Source organism: Rhodobacteraceae bacterium Araon29 (assembly GCA_039640505.1).
GTDB lineage: Bacteria > Pseudomonadota > Alphaproteobacteria > Rhodobacterales > Rhodobacteraceae > CABZJG01.
The window spans coordinates 673,488-687,687 of sequence record CP046865.1 but is presented as its reverse complement, the minus strand read 5'-3'; the positions used below and the strand labels follow the sequence as shown (position 1 = coordinate 687,687).

Annotated in this window: 22 protein-coding genes; 1 reads left to right on the top strand and 21 read right to left on the bottom strand. The window is 50.4% G+C overall.

The window, feature by feature from the left end:
• Positions 1 to 102: 102 nt before the first annotated feature.
• The 7 genes from rpsK to GN278_03165 all read right to left on the bottom strand — a co-directional run bounded on the left by rpsK (position 103) and on the right by GN278_03165 (position 7,008).
• Positions 103 to 495 (bottom strand): 30S ribosomal protein S11, encoded by a 393-nt coding sequence (gene rpsK, locus GN278_03195; protein XAT59916.1) that lies wholly within the window; start codon positions 493 to 495, stop codon positions 103 to 105.
• A gap of 15 nt (positions 496 to 510) precedes the next feature.
• Positions 511 to 879, bottom strand: a complete 369-nt coding sequence (gene rpsM / locus GN278_03190; protein ID XAT59915.1) for a 30S ribosomal protein S13 — start codon at positions 877 to 879, stop codon at positions 511 to 513.
• Positions 880 to 1,077: 198 nt separating this feature from the next.
• The gene (locus GN278_03185) at positions 1,078 to 1,722 is read right to left on the bottom strand and encodes an adenylate kinase (protein XAT59914.1); all 645 of its coding nucleotides are present in this window, start codon (positions 1,720 to 1,722) and stop codon (positions 1,078 to 1,080) included.
• Complete coding sequence (gene secY, locus GN278_03180; protein ID XAT59913.1) at positions 1,719 to 3,080, bottom strand: preprotein translocase subunit SecY; 1,362 nt, start codon at positions 3,078 to 3,080, stop codon at positions 1,719 to 1,721. The genes GN278_03185 and secY overlap by 4 nt, the downstream gene beginning before the upstream one ends.
• A gap of 107 nt (positions 3,081 to 3,187) precedes the next feature.
• Positions 3,188 to 3,664, bottom strand: coding sequence for a 50S ribosomal protein L15 (locus GN278_03175; protein XAT59912.1), 477 nt, complete (start codon positions 3,662 to 3,664; stop codon positions 3,188 to 3,190).
• A gap of 193 nt (positions 3,665 to 3,857) precedes the next feature.
• Entirely contained in the window at positions 3,858 to 6,623 is a 2,766-nt protein-coding gene (locus GN278_03170; protein XAT59911.1) for a DUF2339 domain-containing protein, read from the bottom strand.
• Positions 6,624 to 6,783: 160 nt separating this feature from the next.
• A complete protein-coding gene (locus GN278_03165; GenBank protein XAT59910.1) occupies positions 6,784 to 7,008 on the bottom strand; it encodes a hypothetical protein in 225 nt (74 codons plus the stop codon).
• 216 nt (positions 7,009 to 7,224) lie between these two features.
• Between GN278_03165 and GN278_03160 the strand changes: the two genes are divergently transcribed.
• Positions 7,225 to 8,076, top strand: a complete 852-nt coding sequence (locus tag GN278_03160) for a hypothetical protein (GenBank protein XAT59909.1) — start codon at positions 7,225 to 7,227, stop codon at positions 8,074 to 8,076.
• A 132-nt stretch (positions 8,077 to 8,208) separates the two neighbouring features.
• Here the strand turns inward: GN278_03160 and GN278_03155 are convergent, their stop codons facing one another.
• The 14 genes from GN278_03155 to rpmC all read right to left on the bottom strand — a co-directional run bounded on the left by GN278_03155 (position 8,209) and on the right by rpmC (position 14,127).
• Positions 8,209 to 8,649, bottom strand: a complete 441-nt coding sequence (locus GN278_03155; GenBank protein XAT62517.1) for a GNAT family N-acetyltransferase — start codon at positions 8,647 to 8,649, stop codon at positions 8,209 to 8,211.
• A 120-nt stretch (positions 8,650 to 8,769) separates the two neighbouring features.
• Positions 8,770 to 9,420, bottom strand: a complete 651-nt coding sequence (locus GN278_03150) for an HAD-IA family hydrolase (GenBank protein ID XAT59908.1) — start codon at positions 9,418 to 9,420, stop codon at positions 8,770 to 8,772.
• 6 nt (positions 9,421 to 9,426) lie between these two features.
• Complete coding sequence (locus tag GN278_03145; protein ID XAT59907.1) at positions 9,427 to 9,810, bottom strand: GFA family protein; 384 nt, start codon at positions 9,808 to 9,810, stop codon at positions 9,427 to 9,429.
• Between the two features lie 130 nt (positions 9,811 to 9,940).
• Entirely contained in the window at positions 9,941 to 10,129 is a 189-nt protein-coding gene (rpmD, locus tag GN278_03140; protein XAT59906.1) for a 50S ribosomal protein L30, read from the bottom strand.
• Positions 10,130 to 10,141: 12 nt separating this feature from the next.
• A complete protein-coding gene (gene rpsE / locus GN278_03135; protein XAT59905.1) occupies positions 10,142 to 10,711 on the bottom strand; it encodes a 30S ribosomal protein S5 in 570 nt (189 codons plus the stop codon).
• Positions 10,712 to 10,723: 12 nt separating this feature from the next.
• Positions 10,724 to 11,083, bottom strand: coding sequence for a 50S ribosomal protein L18 (gene rplR / locus GN278_03130; protein ID XAT59904.1), 360 nt, complete (start codon positions 11,081 to 11,083; stop codon positions 10,724 to 10,726).
• An 11-nt stretch (positions 11,084 to 11,094) separates the two neighbouring features.
• Complete coding sequence (gene rplF / locus GN278_03125) at positions 11,095 to 11,628, bottom strand: 50S ribosomal protein L6 (GenBank protein ID XAT59903.1); 534 nt, start codon at positions 11,626 to 11,628, stop codon at positions 11,095 to 11,097.
• An 11-nt stretch (positions 11,629 to 11,639) separates the two neighbouring features.
• Complete coding sequence (gene rpsH, locus GN278_03120) at positions 11,640 to 12,032, bottom strand: 30S ribosomal protein S8 (protein ID XAT59902.1); 393 nt, start codon at positions 12,030 to 12,032, stop codon at positions 11,640 to 11,642.
• Between the two features lie 12 nt (positions 12,033 to 12,044).
• Entirely contained in the window at positions 12,045 to 12,350 is a 306-nt protein-coding gene (gene rpsN, locus GN278_03115) for a 30S ribosomal protein S14 (GenBank protein XAT59901.1), read from the bottom strand.
• 21 nt (positions 12,351 to 12,371) lie between these two features.
• A complete protein-coding gene (rplE, locus tag GN278_03110) occupies positions 12,372 to 12,935 on the bottom strand; it encodes a 50S ribosomal protein L5 (protein ID XAT59900.1) in 564 nt (187 codons plus the stop codon).
• Entirely contained in the window at positions 12,928 to 13,239 is a 312-nt protein-coding gene (locus tag GN278_03105; GenBank protein ID XAT59899.1) for a 50S ribosomal protein L24, read from the bottom strand. The genes rplE and GN278_03105 overlap by 8 nt, the downstream gene beginning before the upstream one ends.
• Positions 13,239 to 13,607, bottom strand: coding sequence for a 50S ribosomal protein L14 (gene rplN / locus GN278_03100; GenBank protein ID XAT59898.1), 369 nt, complete (start codon positions 13,605 to 13,607; stop codon positions 13,239 to 13,241). The genes GN278_03105 and rplN overlap by 1 nt, the downstream gene beginning before the upstream one ends.
• A 73-nt stretch (positions 13,608 to 13,680) precedes the next feature.
• A complete protein-coding gene (gene rpsQ, locus GN278_03095) occupies positions 13,681 to 13,911 on the bottom strand; it encodes a 30S ribosomal protein S17 (protein ID XAT59897.1) in 231 nt (76 codons plus the stop codon).
• 3 nt (positions 13,912 to 13,914) lie between these two features.
• On the bottom strand, positions 13,915 to 14,127 hold the full coding sequence (gene rpmC / locus GN278_03090) for a 50S ribosomal protein L29 (GenBank protein ID XAT59896.1): 213 nt from the start codon (positions 14,125 to 14,127) through the stop codon (positions 13,915 to 13,917).
• Positions 14,128 to 14,200: the final 73 nt, after the last annotated feature.

The following is a 14,200-nucleotide window of genomic DNA, read 5'->3' as shown; positions in this document are numbered from 1 at the left end:
TCCTGCAACTGCCCCATGTCCAAAAAGTCAGTCGCGCCCGAGGTTAAATAGACGAATACTTGGGGGCAGAAACATAACCTGTCCCCAACTAAAACTTATAAATTAGACCCGGCGACGCTTTGGCGGCCGGCAGCCGTTGTGCGCAATCGGGGTCACATCCCGTATAGATGTAATGTTAAATCCGACCGCGGCCAAAGCCCGAAGTGCGCTTTCCCGGCCTGAACCTGGACCTTGCACTTCGACCTCAAGTGTTTTTACACCATGGTCTTGTGCTTTACGACCAGCATCCTCTGCAGCCATTTGGGCAGCATAGGGCGTTGATTTACGCGATCCTTTGAAGCCCATAGTGCCCGCAGACGACCATGCGATTGCGTTGCCTTGAACATCTGAAATAAGGATTTTGGTGTTGTTGAACGAAGAGTTCACATGTGCAACACCAGCGGCGATGTTCTTGGAAACCTTTTTCTTGCCTACGCGGCGAGTATCTCGTGCCATAATTGATGCCCTCTCTTACTTCTTCTTGCCAGCAATTGCTCTTGCTGGGCCCTTGCGGGTGCGGGCATTTGTGTGGGTGCGCTGCCCACGAACCGGCAGGTTACGACGGTGACGCAAGCCACGATAGCAACCAAGATCCATCAGGCGTTTGATGTTCATTTGAACTTCACGGCGAAGATCACCTTCTACGGAGAAATTTGCGTCGATATGTTCGCGAACCGCGAGCACTTCTGCGTCGCTTAGCTCGTTGACCCGGCGTGCAGCGTCAATGTTTACAGCTTCGCAAATCTGCTTTGCTGAAGTTGCGCCAATTCCGGTAATATATGTAAGGGCGATTGGAACCCGCTTGTTTGTCGGGATGTTTACGCCGGCGATACGTGCCACGTGTCTTTTCCTTTTCGTTGCGGTTCCGTAGCTCCGGAACCTTTTTTCACAACCTATGACCCTTTTTGGACTATGCCACAGGGCCAAAGCTGATTAGGTGATCATGCGACCCAAAATGAATTCGGATCCAACAAATTGATTCTCGTCAGAGAGGCTCTCCCTAAGAGCATTTAGGCAACCCGTCAAGCCCTTAGAAGTTTAATTATCCAATACCTCGGCAATCGAGGTCTGGACTGCTGCAATCGCAGCCAAGCCATCAACCGAGCGCAGCGTGCCTTTTGCGTGATAATAACCGATAAGCGGAGATGTTTTTTTGTAATATTCCATCAGCCGTTGTCTAAGGCTATCTTCGTTATCATCAGCTCGGCGGGTAAACTCAGTGTTTCCACAGCGGGTGCATTTACCATCTGACGGAATAGGTTTTGTCACATCATGGTAAACTTCGCCGCATCCGGCACAAGTTGACCGGCCAGTTATGCGGCTTACCAAAGCATCATCATCCACCCGCATCTCAACCACGGCCTCAAGTGTTTCACCAACCTCTTGCAGCAGATCACCTAAAGCGTCAGCTTGCGCCAAAGTACGCGGGAAGCCGTCAAAGATAAAACCGCCTGCATTTTCGCCCGCTAGCTTTTCACGAATGAGCCCGATCACAATCTCATCTGTAACCAAATCGCCGCGCGCCATCACTTCTGACACGCGTTGGCCCATTTCGCTGCCACTGGATTTTGCCTCACGCAGCATATCGCCTGTGGACAGTTGGATCATGTTCCGAGTTTCGACCAGATGCCTTGCTTGGGTGCCCTTGCCGGCACCAGGCGGTCCCAAAAGGATGATGTTCATCGTCTGGCAGGTCCTTTTTTCTTCCGCCCTTTACCCTTACCACGAATTTGTGACTTTTGGATCAAACTTTCGTATTGGTGCGCTAGCAAATGGGATTGGACCTGTTGAATAGTATCCATGGTCACCGACACCACAATCAGCACCGAAGTGCCGCCAAAATAAAACGGAATGGCGAACTGACCGCGCAGAACTTCAGGCAGCAAACATACAGCCGCAAGATAGCCTGATCCCAGAACCAGCACTCGGTTGACCACATATTCAAGATGCTCTGCTGTCTTCTTACCAGGGCGAATACCGGGGATGAAACCGTTTTGGTTTTTCAGGTTGTCTGCAACTTCTTCGGGTTTGAAGGATACATTAAAGGTGTAAAAATAGGCAAAGAACACGATCATCGCAGTGAAGAACGCAAGGTATAGCGGCTGGCCCGGTCCGAAATAGGCTAGGATCGTAGACATCACCGGTCCGGTTTGCGATCCTGAAAAGGTGCTAATCGTTGCTGGCAGCAGCAGCAGCGAGCTCGCGAAAATGGCTGGAATAACCCCTGATGGGTTGACCTTGACCGGAAGGTGCGAATTTTGCCCCTCCATCACTTTCATACCCACTTGGCGGCGCGGATATTGGATCGCAATTTTGCGCAGTGCGCGCTCCATAAAGACCACAAAGGCAATGGTCGCTATGACCATCACAATCACGCCCACGATCACTGCAGGGCTAATAGCGCCAGACCGGCCCGAGGCGAAAAACTGCGCCAAAGCTGCTGGAATTTCCGCAATGATGCCGACAAAGATAATCAGCGAAATACCGTTGCCGATGCCGCGCGCTGTAATTTGCTCGCCCAGCCACATCAGGAACATGGTACCACCAACCAGAGTAATAAGGCAGGACATCCGAAAGAACAGACCCGGGTCGGTGACCAGATCCCCCGCTTCAAGACTTGCAGCCAATCCGTAGGCCTGCAAAGTCGCCAACAGCACTGTGCCATAGCGGGTGTATTGATTGATCTTCTTGCGCCCCTGCTCGCCCTCTTTTTTAAGCTGCTCAAGCTGCGGCACCATTGAAGTCAGAAGCTGAATGATGATTGAGGCCGAAATATACGGCATAATCCCCAAAGCAAATATCCCCATCCGGCCAAGCGCGCCGCCAGTGAACATCGACAGCATGCCGCCGATCCCCTGCTGTGCCTGTTCCATGAACTCCCGCAACGCGGCGCCATCAATTCCGGGTACAGGAATAAATGTGCCAAGCCGATACACCACTAGCAGGCCAAGCGTAAACAAAATCCGATTTCTTAAATCAGTTGCTTTACCCAATGCGGCCCAGCTTGTATTTGCGGCCATTTGTTCAACTGCGGATACCATGTGGATCTCTCTTTATATACGCGCCGCCAATAACATTTTTCGGATTTGGCGGCACTATTTGAACACTTAACGGTTATGTAAGCAGCGCTTGCGCTTGAAACAACCCGTTATTCTGCTGCGGCTGGCGCTGCTGTGACAGTCAAAGTGCCGCCAGCTTTTTCTACTGCAGCAATGGCCGATTTCGACGCACCAGTGACAGATAGCTTCACTTTGGCGGAAATTTCGCCCTTGGCAAGGATACGCACACCATCAAGCTTACGGCGGACAAGGCCAGAAGTGACCAGAGTATCCTCTGATATTTCAGCCGACGCATCCAACTTGCCCGCTTCGACAAATTTCTGGATCAAGCCAAGGTTTACAACAGCGTACTTCTGGCGGTTAGGTTTGTTGAAACCACGCTTTGGAAGCCGTTGATACAGAGGCATTTGGCCGCCTTCAAAGCCATTAATTGCCACGCCTGAACGTGATTTTTGACCCTTGATACCACGCCCAGCAGTTTTACCTTTGCCAGAGCCGACACCACGGCCAACACGCTTTTTCTTTTGCAGGGCGCCATCGTTATCGCGCAATTCATGTAATTTCATGTCGCTTCTCCTTTGCCGGAACTGCCCTTCGAGCGACCAAAGGGGCAAACACGGCGTTTCACAATTTTGATTCTGGGGCATTATGCCCAGGAAGGGCGTATAACCCCATGGCGCTTTTCGTGCAAGTCCCCTCTGCATGCCTTTGAAACCAGTGGTGATCCCAAAGCGCAGCAATGCCAATCAATAGCGCTAGTCACTTTAGGTTCCTTTTGCCTCCTGTGTGCAGGATGGCCCATCGATTAAGCCAAGCAAGACCTGCCAAGGCAAGCCCCAGAAGCAAGAAGGAAAAAACCCTCAAAAGACCGTTCAGACCAGCTATGTCAAAAAGAAATACCTTTGCAATCGCAATCACGATGAAAGCCATTCCAGCTTTTCGAAGCAATATGCTTTGCCGTGCGACAGACTGAAACAGTAGGCCGGTACCGATCAGCAAAAGAATAACGGTGTAACTGTAAAGCTCTGGCTGGTCGATGCCCGGTAAACTCATCCCTTCGGCACCGCGCCAGAAATGTCTGACTGTCAATCCAAACCAAAGACCCGAAAGTATCAACGGGCCGAAAAGTGTTTCTATTGGCAACCCATCTGATCGGGGTCTTGTCCATAACACGCCCAAAACCAGCATAACAGCAGGCAATAGATATGCAGGAAGTAATGTATTGAAAACAGGCCCCCCGATAACGGCAGCATTTGGATCTCCAAATAGCGGATTTAAAACAGTTATTCCGAATAATAACTGTAGGGCCGCAATTAATGCGAATATCGCCCCTATAGCCAAGCGACCTGAACCAAAAGTATCTTTTGTCTGATGCCGCTTAATTTGCGCGAAGCTAAGCGCCAGCCAAATTGAAGCGTTAAGCCCGGCAGACCAGTGACTCATAAAGGCATCTTCACCGCCCCAACTTAAAATTAAACGATAAAGCATAAGCGAGACGAAAATACCAACCGCAATAAATATCGCAGTTTCCAATGATACTTCAGATCTTGGGCGTTTTATATGTCTGACCAGAATATAGGCACCAGAGAAAGGTATCACCGTTGCCACATGCAGCAACAGCATTTCCATCAAAGGCGCATCCATTGACCAAGCTATCCCTGGATCGACAAGCAAGCGGAATAAAACAGCAGGGACACCCACAAGAATATATATTTCCATTAATGGCAAATCATATCTGCGATCCAGCCAAGCCGCGGCTACGATCACAAAAGCGATAGCGATGGTCAAAGCTGCAGAGCTAAACAAAATCACCAACCCAAAAGTAACGCAACTGAGCGCTGAAAGAATTGCGAAACTTGCGCGCATTCGGTTTTCAGGGCCATCGGCGCGGGCAAAGCGCTCGGCCATGGCCACCATAACCGACCCTATTGCCATTGCATGCAGCGCCCAGATATAGCCGCCTAACATGTCTCTTGGTTGCCAAGTTACCTCGACTGTAAGTGCAATAGCAGGGGCTATGAGTGCTGCAAGCAAGGCAACAAACAACTGGCTTGGCTTACGGTTCAGAGACCGCCAAGCAGCCGCAATGGAAAGCAAGACTGCGATAGTTACAACGCTGGTTGCCGTCAAAGGCATAACTGCCTCTGGCTTCTGAGCCTCAAATTCATAAAAGCGCCAAAGATGGCTGTAATTTGCTATAATTGGCACCAGCGCCAAGGCAGGCACTGCTGTCAGATCGACCAAGGCCACCGCGTTTTTAAACCAGAGCAGCAGCGCCACCACCAACCCTGACAGGATAAAAACTGAGGCCCAAAATACGCTGTCAGTTTTTGCATCAATGGCCGTGATCAAAATCAATATGGTGGCGGCGATGATTGCGCCGCCGGCAAGCCGGGTTGGAAACGCGGGCCATGGGTCAGTTTTATCTCTGGCAAAAACCGTAACACTCAAAAGCGAGCCGCTGTGATCTGGTATTAGTCTGCGCACAGGAATGACAATTGCTGCTATAGAGAGGGCGGCATAGTAAACAATGCCGTAAACTTCGATCGCCTGATCCGAGGCCAGCATAAGAATAAAGCCACTGCAAAAGCCCAAACCAAGCGTCAAAACTGACACCCAAGCCCATCGCCTTATCGTATCAATTGTCAGCCCTACTGCGGTGATACAGGCGAAATATAAAAGCAGAAATGAAACGTCATCTGAGTTGCCGTTGACGATAAAAGGGGCAACCATCGCACCGGTAACTCCGACAGCGGCCAGAACCGGTCCATAGAACCACCCAAGCAACAGCGCCATAGCGCCTATTAGCGCCAAGCCACTCAACGCCATCTCAGAGCTGATAAACCCATAAAGCAATCGCGCCGCTAGAACCGAGCCAAAAAGCACGACGAGTCCCGCGCCAGAAAAGGTTGAAGGCAGATTAAAGACTAAGTTTGCCTCGTCGTCGCCATAACGCCTGCGTAAGTATTCACCGCCCCCTATCAAGGCGCCACCAAAAATGATTGCGGCTATGATGCGAACATGCGGCGGTAAAACTCCCTGCTCCATTCCATAAAGAACAAGAAAAATTCCTGCCAAAGCCAGAGAGGCTGAAGATAGGACATAAAACCAGTTTTGTATAATCCACGGTACAAGCGCGGTGATGTTTTTTTGGCTGAACACAAAAAGCTTAGGTGGCTTTTCAGAGAAAGCTGGAATTCCCGCCGTTTTGACGGCATCATTTTGGGCTTGGGTTTGCAATGCGGCCGCTGGCGACAAGTCCTTTGCTTGATTCGAAGGTTGCGGCGATGTGGGATTTGCTTGCGGATCAGTTAGCGCTTTTTCGCTGGCGGCTTTCTGTTCATTTTTTAGCGGGACCTTCGCTGGTAGCGCGCTTGGCTTAGACGCAATTTTACCCGAATTTTCATATACCAAAGCCTCAAGCGCGCTGACCCGCTGTCTAAGTTTCCAGTTTGCCAAAAACAAAAAGACTATAGCAAAAGGAACAGAACAAAACATAACGATTAGAAAAATTATCCCGCTCATAAAATAACTCCGTACTAAAAATTAGGCACTCAGGCCGCTTGAAAATGCCCACAGCCTTCAAGGGCCGCCTTTGCGCAAGAACACCATTGAACTTTGCTTGTGACCAACGGCTTCGCGCTGACAAGACTTCTGCGGTCATAGGGAAAATATAACGGTTCAGTCATGGAGCACCGGACCGCTTTAATCGGTTGGGCCACTCATTTGCCACATCGCCCATGGGTTTTGAGCGGCCATCTTTGATCCATGCCATAAACGGGCGGGTGAATTTAAAATCTGGGCCACACTCTGAGTTTAAAAACTGCCGGACATTTTGGGTGTTTTTATATTTTGTATCAACTGGAGTATCGCGGCCAATTAGGTTTTTATGCCAGTCAAAATCAGTCATGGATCTTCCTTGCTCCCTCGATTTTGGTGTCAAATATAACCATAGCCAGCCTATTTTTTGCCGGATCTAGCTTTTATGTCGGCGAATTGGCGATTTTTCTGCTCGGCAGTTAAAATAAGAATATGCATCGTAAAATTTTCCACTTCAAATATCACCTTAAAGTGATTACAGTCAATAATATTCTTGTCTTGATTGTTTTTTTAAAGGATTTTCGCAATGCATAAAGCCGCAATTTTAACCCTTGGCATCTCTTTTGGCGCGCTGGCAGGTTGTCAAACCGACACCCTACCCGAAATTGAAGTGGCAGACACGAGTTTGCCCAAATCTGCGACTCAGGGCCCCCCATCAAAACCAATCTTCGAAAACTCAGTTGTCTCAAATGATATTGATTTTATCAAAACGGGTGATCCAGCCGTGAATTACTGCATTGCGTTTGAAAGAAAGGGGACAGCAGAAATGCCCGATAAACGCGGCGGCGAATTGATGGCTTCAGGTGTTTCGATGTTTGAGGCACGGTTTGCGGATGGCACCAAAGTTGAATTTTGGGCACATCCCGATCTAGGGTCGCAACAGTCTGCACAAACTTATGTCAATCATGTCGCCCGTGCGGTTTCCCATTTGCCAAGTAAAATGCGCAAAACCTTATCGCATGTGGTCCTGCATCACGGGAACGAGTCTGCTTTTGCGGAAGAAGCAGGTCATTTCTTTGTGCTCTATCACCAGAATATTGACACACGGCTGCGCAATCATGACCTAGAAGAGACCGTGTTTCATGAAAGTGTCCACGCAACGCTCGACGACCGTTGGTCGGCTAGCAAAACATGGCAGACGGCACAAGCAGCGGATAATGGCTATATAACAAATTATGCGCGGTCCAAACCAAATGGCGAAGATATGGCTGAATCTGCTTTGTTTGCCTATGCGGAATTGATTACACCTGGGCGGTTGCCGTCAAATGTGTCCACAAAAGTCAGGCAAATAATGCCAAACCGCCTAGCGTTCTTTGAAAAACTCTTTGGCAGCATGCAGCCCTTACATCAAAAAATGGGCTCTGCAAGAAAGTGTTGATTAAAGGATAAGGGTCAATGGCGTGTGTTCGTTTGGCAGCGCACAATGACGTATATATGGTCGCCGGAACTACGCCAGTGGTTTTTGGCGACCTACTTTTAAACAGTGGTCTGAGCATACCAAGAGTATTCTCTATTTTTTTGGGGGCACTTCTAAATCAAACGCAGGAGCAAAGCTTATATTCCCTGCCGGTGCTTGGCCTTGAAAGATAATTCTTTGAACAAGCGCCTTGTCAAAAGCGCCATAGATCAGTTGGCCGTCACTTTGAAACCCAAAACGGCCATATATTTGCGGATTGCCGATCACCACGCAGCCCTGTGCACCTTGAGTTTTTAGGCGACTCAGGCCTTCTTTAACCAAAGCACGACCCAAGCCTTTGCGCTGATCAGATGGCCGTACAGCAATTGGGGCAAGCGCATACCAACTGCCCGAAGCGCCCGAAATTTCGACCGGTGAAAAGGCGCAGTGCCCCAAAAGACCGCCCTGCCCTATTGCGACCAATGACAGGGATAAATCGCCCTCGGCTCGAAGCGTTTCAATGATATTTGGCTCAGCGCCACTGCTAAAGGACATCGGGGCAAAGGCTGCTTTGGTGACATGGCGAATGGCAGCATAATGCACAGGGCTTTCTTCTTTGATCTGATAGGCAATATCACTCAAGGCAACGCCTCACATCTTTGATTTGTACTTTGCTCAGATAAGTCCAATTTTCTGTGCACCTGTCAGCAAATCATGCGCAACCACATGCCCAAGCGCCAGCGTTTTTTGCGAGGGTGGCTTAAGGTCAGGCACTTGCACAGTGGTTGCGCCAGATCGTACGGCGGCGAGCGTGCCGGGATCACTGTCTTCGAAAGCCGCGCAGTCTTTTGCATCGAAACCTGCTATTGCAGCAGCTTTAAGATAAATTTCAGGCTCGGGTTTGCCAAGGGTCACCTGATCGCCGCCCACCACATGGGTAACCAGATCAAAGATGCCTGCCTTTTGCAGATGATGCAGCGCGTGGTCTGTGCGGGTGGATGTGGCCACCATGCGGGGAATGCCGGCATCCTGCAACAGGCTGAGCAGCTCTTGTGCGCCAGATTTTAGTGGAATGTTCTTTGCGCGCTGCTGTTCAGCATGTTCAACCCAAGCCGCGTTGAACGCCGTAAGGTCGACAAGATGGCCAAGTGCTTTTTGTAAAACGATGCTGCTATCGGCGCTGCGCAGCCCGACACAATCATAAAACACCTGTTCCATATTGGGTAAATCAAATTCAGCGCAGGTTTGCGAATAGCTTTCAAGATACTGACGCTCGCTGTCGAGCAAAAGGCCATCCATATCGAACAGCACAGCTTTATAATGCATAAAAAATTATCTTTCGTTCTGCGGTAAACCATCGGTGATATCGTAGTAATCACCCTTTTGGCTGACAAAAATATGAATATGGGTTTTTACATCCGTCGGCCCGTCAAAGGCCCCCATGGAAACGGCTGTCCAGTCTGTTTGAACGACGGGATCAAAAAACAGGTTGGTCCCACAGGTTTTACAAAACCCGCGGCGAACTTTCTCTGACGATTGGTACCACGAAACATTTTCCTTGCCCTCAATGATCAGCGCCTCGCGGGGAATATCGGTTGAGACCAGATAGTGACCAGTCCATTTACGGCAAATGTTGCAATGACAAGCATCGGGATCTTTGAGGTGTCCAGAAACGCTAAAGCGGACCGCACCGCAGAGACATGAGCCTTTGTGCATGTGACATCTCCTAATCCAATGCTGTAAATCTATGTTGCGACACTACCCAAGACCTTTCTCACCCTCAACACGTAAAAACGCCCCAGCAAAAGCTGAGGCGTTCTTGAAATCGTAAGATCCGAAAAATGCGTTAGTCGCGCTCTTCGATAATCTCAACCATATGCGAGATTTTGTTGACCATGCCGCGAATAGCAGGCGTGTCTTCAAGTTCGCGTGTTTTGTGCATTTTGTTCAGACCCAAACCGATGAGGGTCTGACGCTGTTTGGCCGGTCTGCGGATCGGGGAACCGATTTGTTTGACGACGATGGTTTTTGCCATTTCTCGCTCTCCTTACGCTTCAGCAGCTTCAACAGGCGCAGCCGGAGCCTCATCCCGTTTCAAAATGTCTGCCACTTTTTTACCGCGCCGCTGTGCGACCAATCTTGGGCTGGCTTCTTTTTGCAGGCCGTCGATGGTTGCGCGGATCATGTTATAGGGGTTTTGCGATCCAATTGACTTGGCAACCACGTCCTGAATACCAAGCATTTCAAACACAGCACGCATTGGACCACCGGCGATAATACCAGTACCCGTCGGGGCTGTGCGCATAACCACCTTGCCAGCACCGTGACGGCCTTCCATGTCGTGGTGCAATGTGCGGCCCTCGCGCAAAGGAACACGGATCATTTGACGTTTGGCTTGCTCAGTGGCCTTGCGAATTGCTTCGGGCACCTCTTTTGCTTTACCTTTGCCAAAGCCAACGCGGCCTTTTTGATCTCCGACCACCACGAGGGCAGCAAAGCCAAAGCGCTTACCACCTTTCACGGTTTTCGATACCCGATTGATCGCAACGAGACGATCGGCGAACTCGGGCGCTTCGTCGCGTTCGCGCCGACCCCGGTTGTTTTGTTCTCTAGCCATTCTTCCGTCTCCTTAAAACTTCAATCCGCCTTCACGAGCAGCGTCGGCCAAAGCCTTAACACCCCCGTGAAAGAGAAATCCGCCACGATCAAAGTAGCAATCTTCAACACCAGCAGCTTTACCACGCTCTGCGAGTGCTGCGCCAACTTTAGCAGAAGCATCGAGATTGTTCTTGCCAAAAATGCCCAAGCTTTTCTCCAACGATGAGGCGGCGGCCAAGGTGCGGCCACTGACATCGTCGATCAGCTGAGCGCTGATGTTTTTGTTGCTGCGGTGTACCGACAGACGAATACGTCCGGCGTTCACCTTGCGAAGTTTGTTCCGGACGCGCAAGCGGCGCTTCAAGAACAGTTGTCTTTTGCTGTTTGCCATTTTGCGTTTCCTTACTTTTTCTTCCCTTCCTTGCGGAAGATAAATTCACCCTTATAGCGGATCCCTTTGCCTTTATAGGGCTCTGGTTTCCGCCATTCACGGATATTTGCTGCCACTTGGCCAACCAATTGCTGATCTATACCTTCAACAATGATTTCAGTTGGCTTTGGTGCGGTTACGGTGACGCCCTCTGGGACCGGAAAGTCCACATCATGCGACAAGCCAAGGTTCAACTTTAGAACATTGCCCTGCATTTGAGCACGGTAACCAACCCCAGTAATCTCGAGTTCTTTTTTGAACCCGCTGGTCACCCCGGTTACCAAATTGGCAACCATGGTCCGGCTCATACCCCACTGCTGACGCGCGCGCTTTGAAGAACCGCGCGGTGTGACAGAAACGCCATTGTCTTCAACCGCAATGGTGACATCATCGGTTGCATGAAAACTACGAGCCCCCTTGGGGCCCTTAATCTCTACGGTCTGGCCGGAGACAGATGCTGTGACACCTGACGGCAGCTCGACCGGTTTTTTACCAATACGAGACATTGCAGCTCTCCTTAGAAGACTGTGCAGAGCACTTCGCCGCCAATATTGGCAGTGCGTGCAGCCGCATCCGACATCACACCCTGAGGGGTGGAGACAATCGACACACCAAGGCCCTGACGGACCTGTGGGATATCCTTAACGCCCAGATAAACCCGCCGCCCAGGTTTTGACACCCGTTTAAGCTCGCGGATGACTGGTGCGCCATCGAAATATTTTAGGCTGATTTCTAGCGCAGGGTGGCCATTGCCGCCCATTACTTTTTCATACCCGCGGATATAGCCTTCATCCGCCAAAACATCCAAAACCCAAGCACGCAGCTTTGAAGCCGGGGTTTGCACCACTGACTTGCCGCGCATTTGCGCATTACGGATGCGGGTAAGCATATCGGCAATAGGGTCATTCATATCGTCTCTCCCTTACCAGCTCGATTTGACCATACCGGGCATCTGCCCGCTGGACCCCAACTCACGTAGCGCAATCCGCGATACTTTGAGTTTGCGATAATAAGCATGCGGACGGCCGGTCAGCTGACAACGGTTGTGCAGCCGGCTTGCCGAGCTATTGCGGGGCAATTTTGCCAATTTCAAACGTGCTTTAAAACGCTCTTCCATTGGCAGGTTCTCATCATTCGCGATCTCTTTCAGCGCGGCGCGCTTGGCGGCATATTTTTCCACCAAGCGTTGGCGCTTTTTCTCGCGTTCGACCATTGCTTTTTTAGCCATGTCTAAACTCCTTTTCGCGGATCAGCTGTTGAACGGCATGTTGAAATGCTTCAACAAGGCCTTGGCTTCCGCGTCGGTTTTCGCGGTGGTGGAAATTGCAACGTCCATTCCCCAGTTTTCATCGACCTTATCAAAGTCAATCTCTGGAAAGACGATGTGTTCTTTGATCCCAAGAGCATAATTGCCCCGGCCATCAAAACTTTTTGCCGACACGCCACGAAAGTCACGAATCCTAGGCATCGCGACAGTGATTAACCGGTCTAGAAATTCATACATCCGTGCGCCGCGCAGGGTCACTTTGGCCCCCATTGGCATATCTTCACGAACCCGAAAGCCCGCAATTGATTTTTTCGCACGCGTCACCACTGCATGTTGACCAGCGATTGTGGTCAAATCTTGCTGCGCTGATTTGGCTTTTTTGCTGTCTTTGACGGAAGCTTTACCGGCGCCAATATTCAGAACGATCTTGTCCAAACGCGGAATTTGCATATCGCTTTTATAGCCAAACTCTTCTTTCAGAGCTGGGCGGATACTGTTGTCATAGGCCGCGCGAAGGCGGGGCGTATATTTTTCATCATCAGCCATCGATCACATCCCCCGTGGTCTTTGCAAACCGCAGTTTCTTGCCGTCTTCAACTTTAAACCCAACGCGTGTTGGCTTTCCATTCGAATCGAGCAGCGCCAGATTTGAAAGGTCAATTGGCATCGCTTTCGGAAGTCGGCCGCCCTGAGATGTTTGCGTCTGGCGAGTATGGCGGATCGCCATATTCACACCATCAACAATTGCCTTATTGGCGTTGGGGTTAAGGGATTCAATCGTGCCCTCTTTACCCTTGTCCTTGCCAGCAAGAACAACAACTTTATCACCTTTGCGGAGTTTCGCAGCCATTATAGCACCTCCGGAGCAAGTGAGATAATTTTCATAAAGTTCTTGGCCCGCAATTCGCGCACAACTGGCCCGAAAATACGTGTACCGATCGGCTCACCAGCTGTGTTGAGCATAACAGCAGCGTTACTGTCAAAACGGATGGCTGTACCATCATCACGGCGAACTTCTTTGGCTGTGCGCACAACGACGGCTTTACGCACGTCGCCCTTTTTCACACGGCCGCGCGGAATGGCTTCCTTGACCGAAACGACAATGACGTCGCCTACGGATGCGTATTTACGCTTGGAACCACCCAGCACCTTGATGCACTGAACTCGGCGAGCGCCAGAGTTGTCAGCAACATCCAGATTGGTTTGCATCTGGATCATGTGGTTTCTCCCGACCTTTGGGGGGCCTTTGCCTTGTCCCCAGGGTTTCGATTAAACCGAAAGGCCTCTTGGCTTACGCCTCAAGAACCTCCCAGCGTTTCGTTTTCGACTTTGGCGCGCATTCGATAATCCGAACTGAATCGCCAACTTTGAAAGCGTTCTTTTCATCGTGCGCCCGGTACTTTTTGGACTTACGAATAGTTTTTTGCATAACAGGGTGCTTAAAACGGCGCTCGACCGACACTGTTATAGTTTGAGCATTCGCATCGCTTGTGACAACGCCTTGAAGAATACGTTTGGGCATCTTTTAGGCTCCTTGCTCTGCAGCCGCAGCAGCGGCCTTTTCGTTCAATATGGTTTTTACCCGCGCCGCATCGCGCTTAACCGCACGCATGCGGGCAGTGTTTTCCAACTGATTGGTGGCCTGCTGAAAGCGTAGATTGAACGACTCTTTCTTTAGGTTGGCCAACTCCTCGCGGAGCTGATCTGGTGTTTTATCGCGTAGTTCGCTGGCGTTCATCGCCTTTTCCTTCCTCACATCACCAGAAGGCCCAATAAGGTCACCTTGCGCCTGGTGGATGAAATACTGTCTA

What these genes read in the sequence shown, in the direction of transcription:
- rpsK (XAT59916.1), bottom strand. Translation starts at nt 495, where the DNA reads ATGGCACGAGATACTCGCCGCGTAGGCAAGAAAAAGGTTTCCAAGAAC.
- GN278_03185 (XAT59914.1), bottom strand. Translation starts at nt 1,722, where the DNA reads ATGAACATCATCCTTTTGGGACCGCCTGGTGCCGGCAAGGGCACCCAA.
- secY (XAT59913.1), bottom strand. Translation starts at nt 3,080, where the DNA reads ATGGTATCCGCAGTTGAACAAATGGCCGCAAATACAAGCTGGGCCGCA.
- GN278_03175 (XAT59912.1), bottom strand. Translation starts at nt 3,664, where the DNA reads ATGAAATTACATGAATTGCGCGATAACGATGGCGCCCTGCAAAAGAAA.
- GN278_03170 (XAT59911.1), bottom strand. Translation starts at nt 6,623, where the DNA reads ATGAGCGGGATAATTTTTCTAATCGTTATGTTTTGTTCTGTTCCTTTT.
- GN278_03165 (XAT59910.1), bottom strand. Translation starts at nt 7,008, where the DNA reads ATGACTGATTTTGACTGGCATAAAAACCTAATTGGCCGCGATACTCCA.
- GN278_03160 (XAT59909.1), top strand. Translation starts at nt 7,225, where the DNA reads ATGCATAAAGCCGCAATTTTAACCCTTGGCATCTCTTTTGGCGCGCTG.
- GN278_03155 (XAT62517.1), bottom strand. Translation starts at nt 8,649, where the DNA reads ATGTCCTTTAGCAGTGGCGCTGAGCCAAATATCATTGAAACGCTTCGA.
- GN278_03150 (XAT59908.1), bottom strand. Translation starts at nt 9,420, where the DNA reads ATGCATTATAAAGCTGTGCTGTTCGATATGGATGGCCTTTTGCTCGAC.
- GN278_03145 (XAT59907.1), bottom strand. Translation starts at nt 9,810, where the DNA reads ATGCACAAAGGCTCATGTCTCTGCGGTGCGGTCCGCTTTAGCGTTTCT.
- rpmD (XAT59906.1), bottom strand. Translation starts at nt 10,129, where the DNA reads ATGGCAAAAACCATCGTCGTCAAACAAATCGGTTCCCCGATCCGCAGA.
- rpsE (XAT59905.1), bottom strand. Translation starts at nt 10,711, where the DNA reads ATGGCTAGAGAACAAAACAACCGGGGTCGGCGCGAACGCGACGAAGCG.
- rplR (XAT59904.1), bottom strand. Translation starts at nt 11,083, where the DNA reads ATGGCAAACAGCAAAAGACAACTGTTCTTGAAGCGCCGCTTGCGCGTC.
- rplF (XAT59903.1), bottom strand. Translation starts at nt 11,628, where the DNA reads ATGTCTCGTATTGGTAAAAAACCGGTCGAGCTGCCGTCAGGTGTCACA.
- rpsH (XAT59902.1), bottom strand. Translation starts at nt 12,032, where the DNA reads ATGAATGACCCTATTGCCGATATGCTTACCCGCATCCGTAATGCGCAA.
- rpsN (XAT59901.1), bottom strand. Translation starts at nt 12,350, where the DNA reads ATGGCTAAAAAAGCAATGGTCGAACGCGAGAAAAAGCGCCAACGCTTG.
- rplE (XAT59900.1), bottom strand. Translation starts at nt 12,935, where the DNA reads ATGGCTGATGATGAAAAATATACGCCCCGCCTTCGCGCGGCCTATGAC.
- GN278_03105 (XAT59899.1), bottom strand. Translation starts at nt 13,239, where the DNA reads ATGGCTGCGAAACTCCGCAAAGGTGATAAAGTTGTTGTTCTTGCTGGC.
- rplN (XAT59898.1), bottom strand. Translation starts at nt 13,607, where the DNA reads ATGATCCAGATGCAAACCAATCTGGATGTTGCTGACAACTCTGGCGCT.
- rpsQ (XAT59897.1), bottom strand. Translation starts at nt 13,911, where the DNA reads ATGCCCAAACGTATTCTTCAAGGCGTTGTCACAAGCGATGCGAATGCT.
- rpmC (XAT59896.1), bottom strand. Translation starts at nt 14,127, where the DNA reads ATGAACGCCAGCGAACTACGCGATAAAACACCAGATCAGCTCCGCGAG.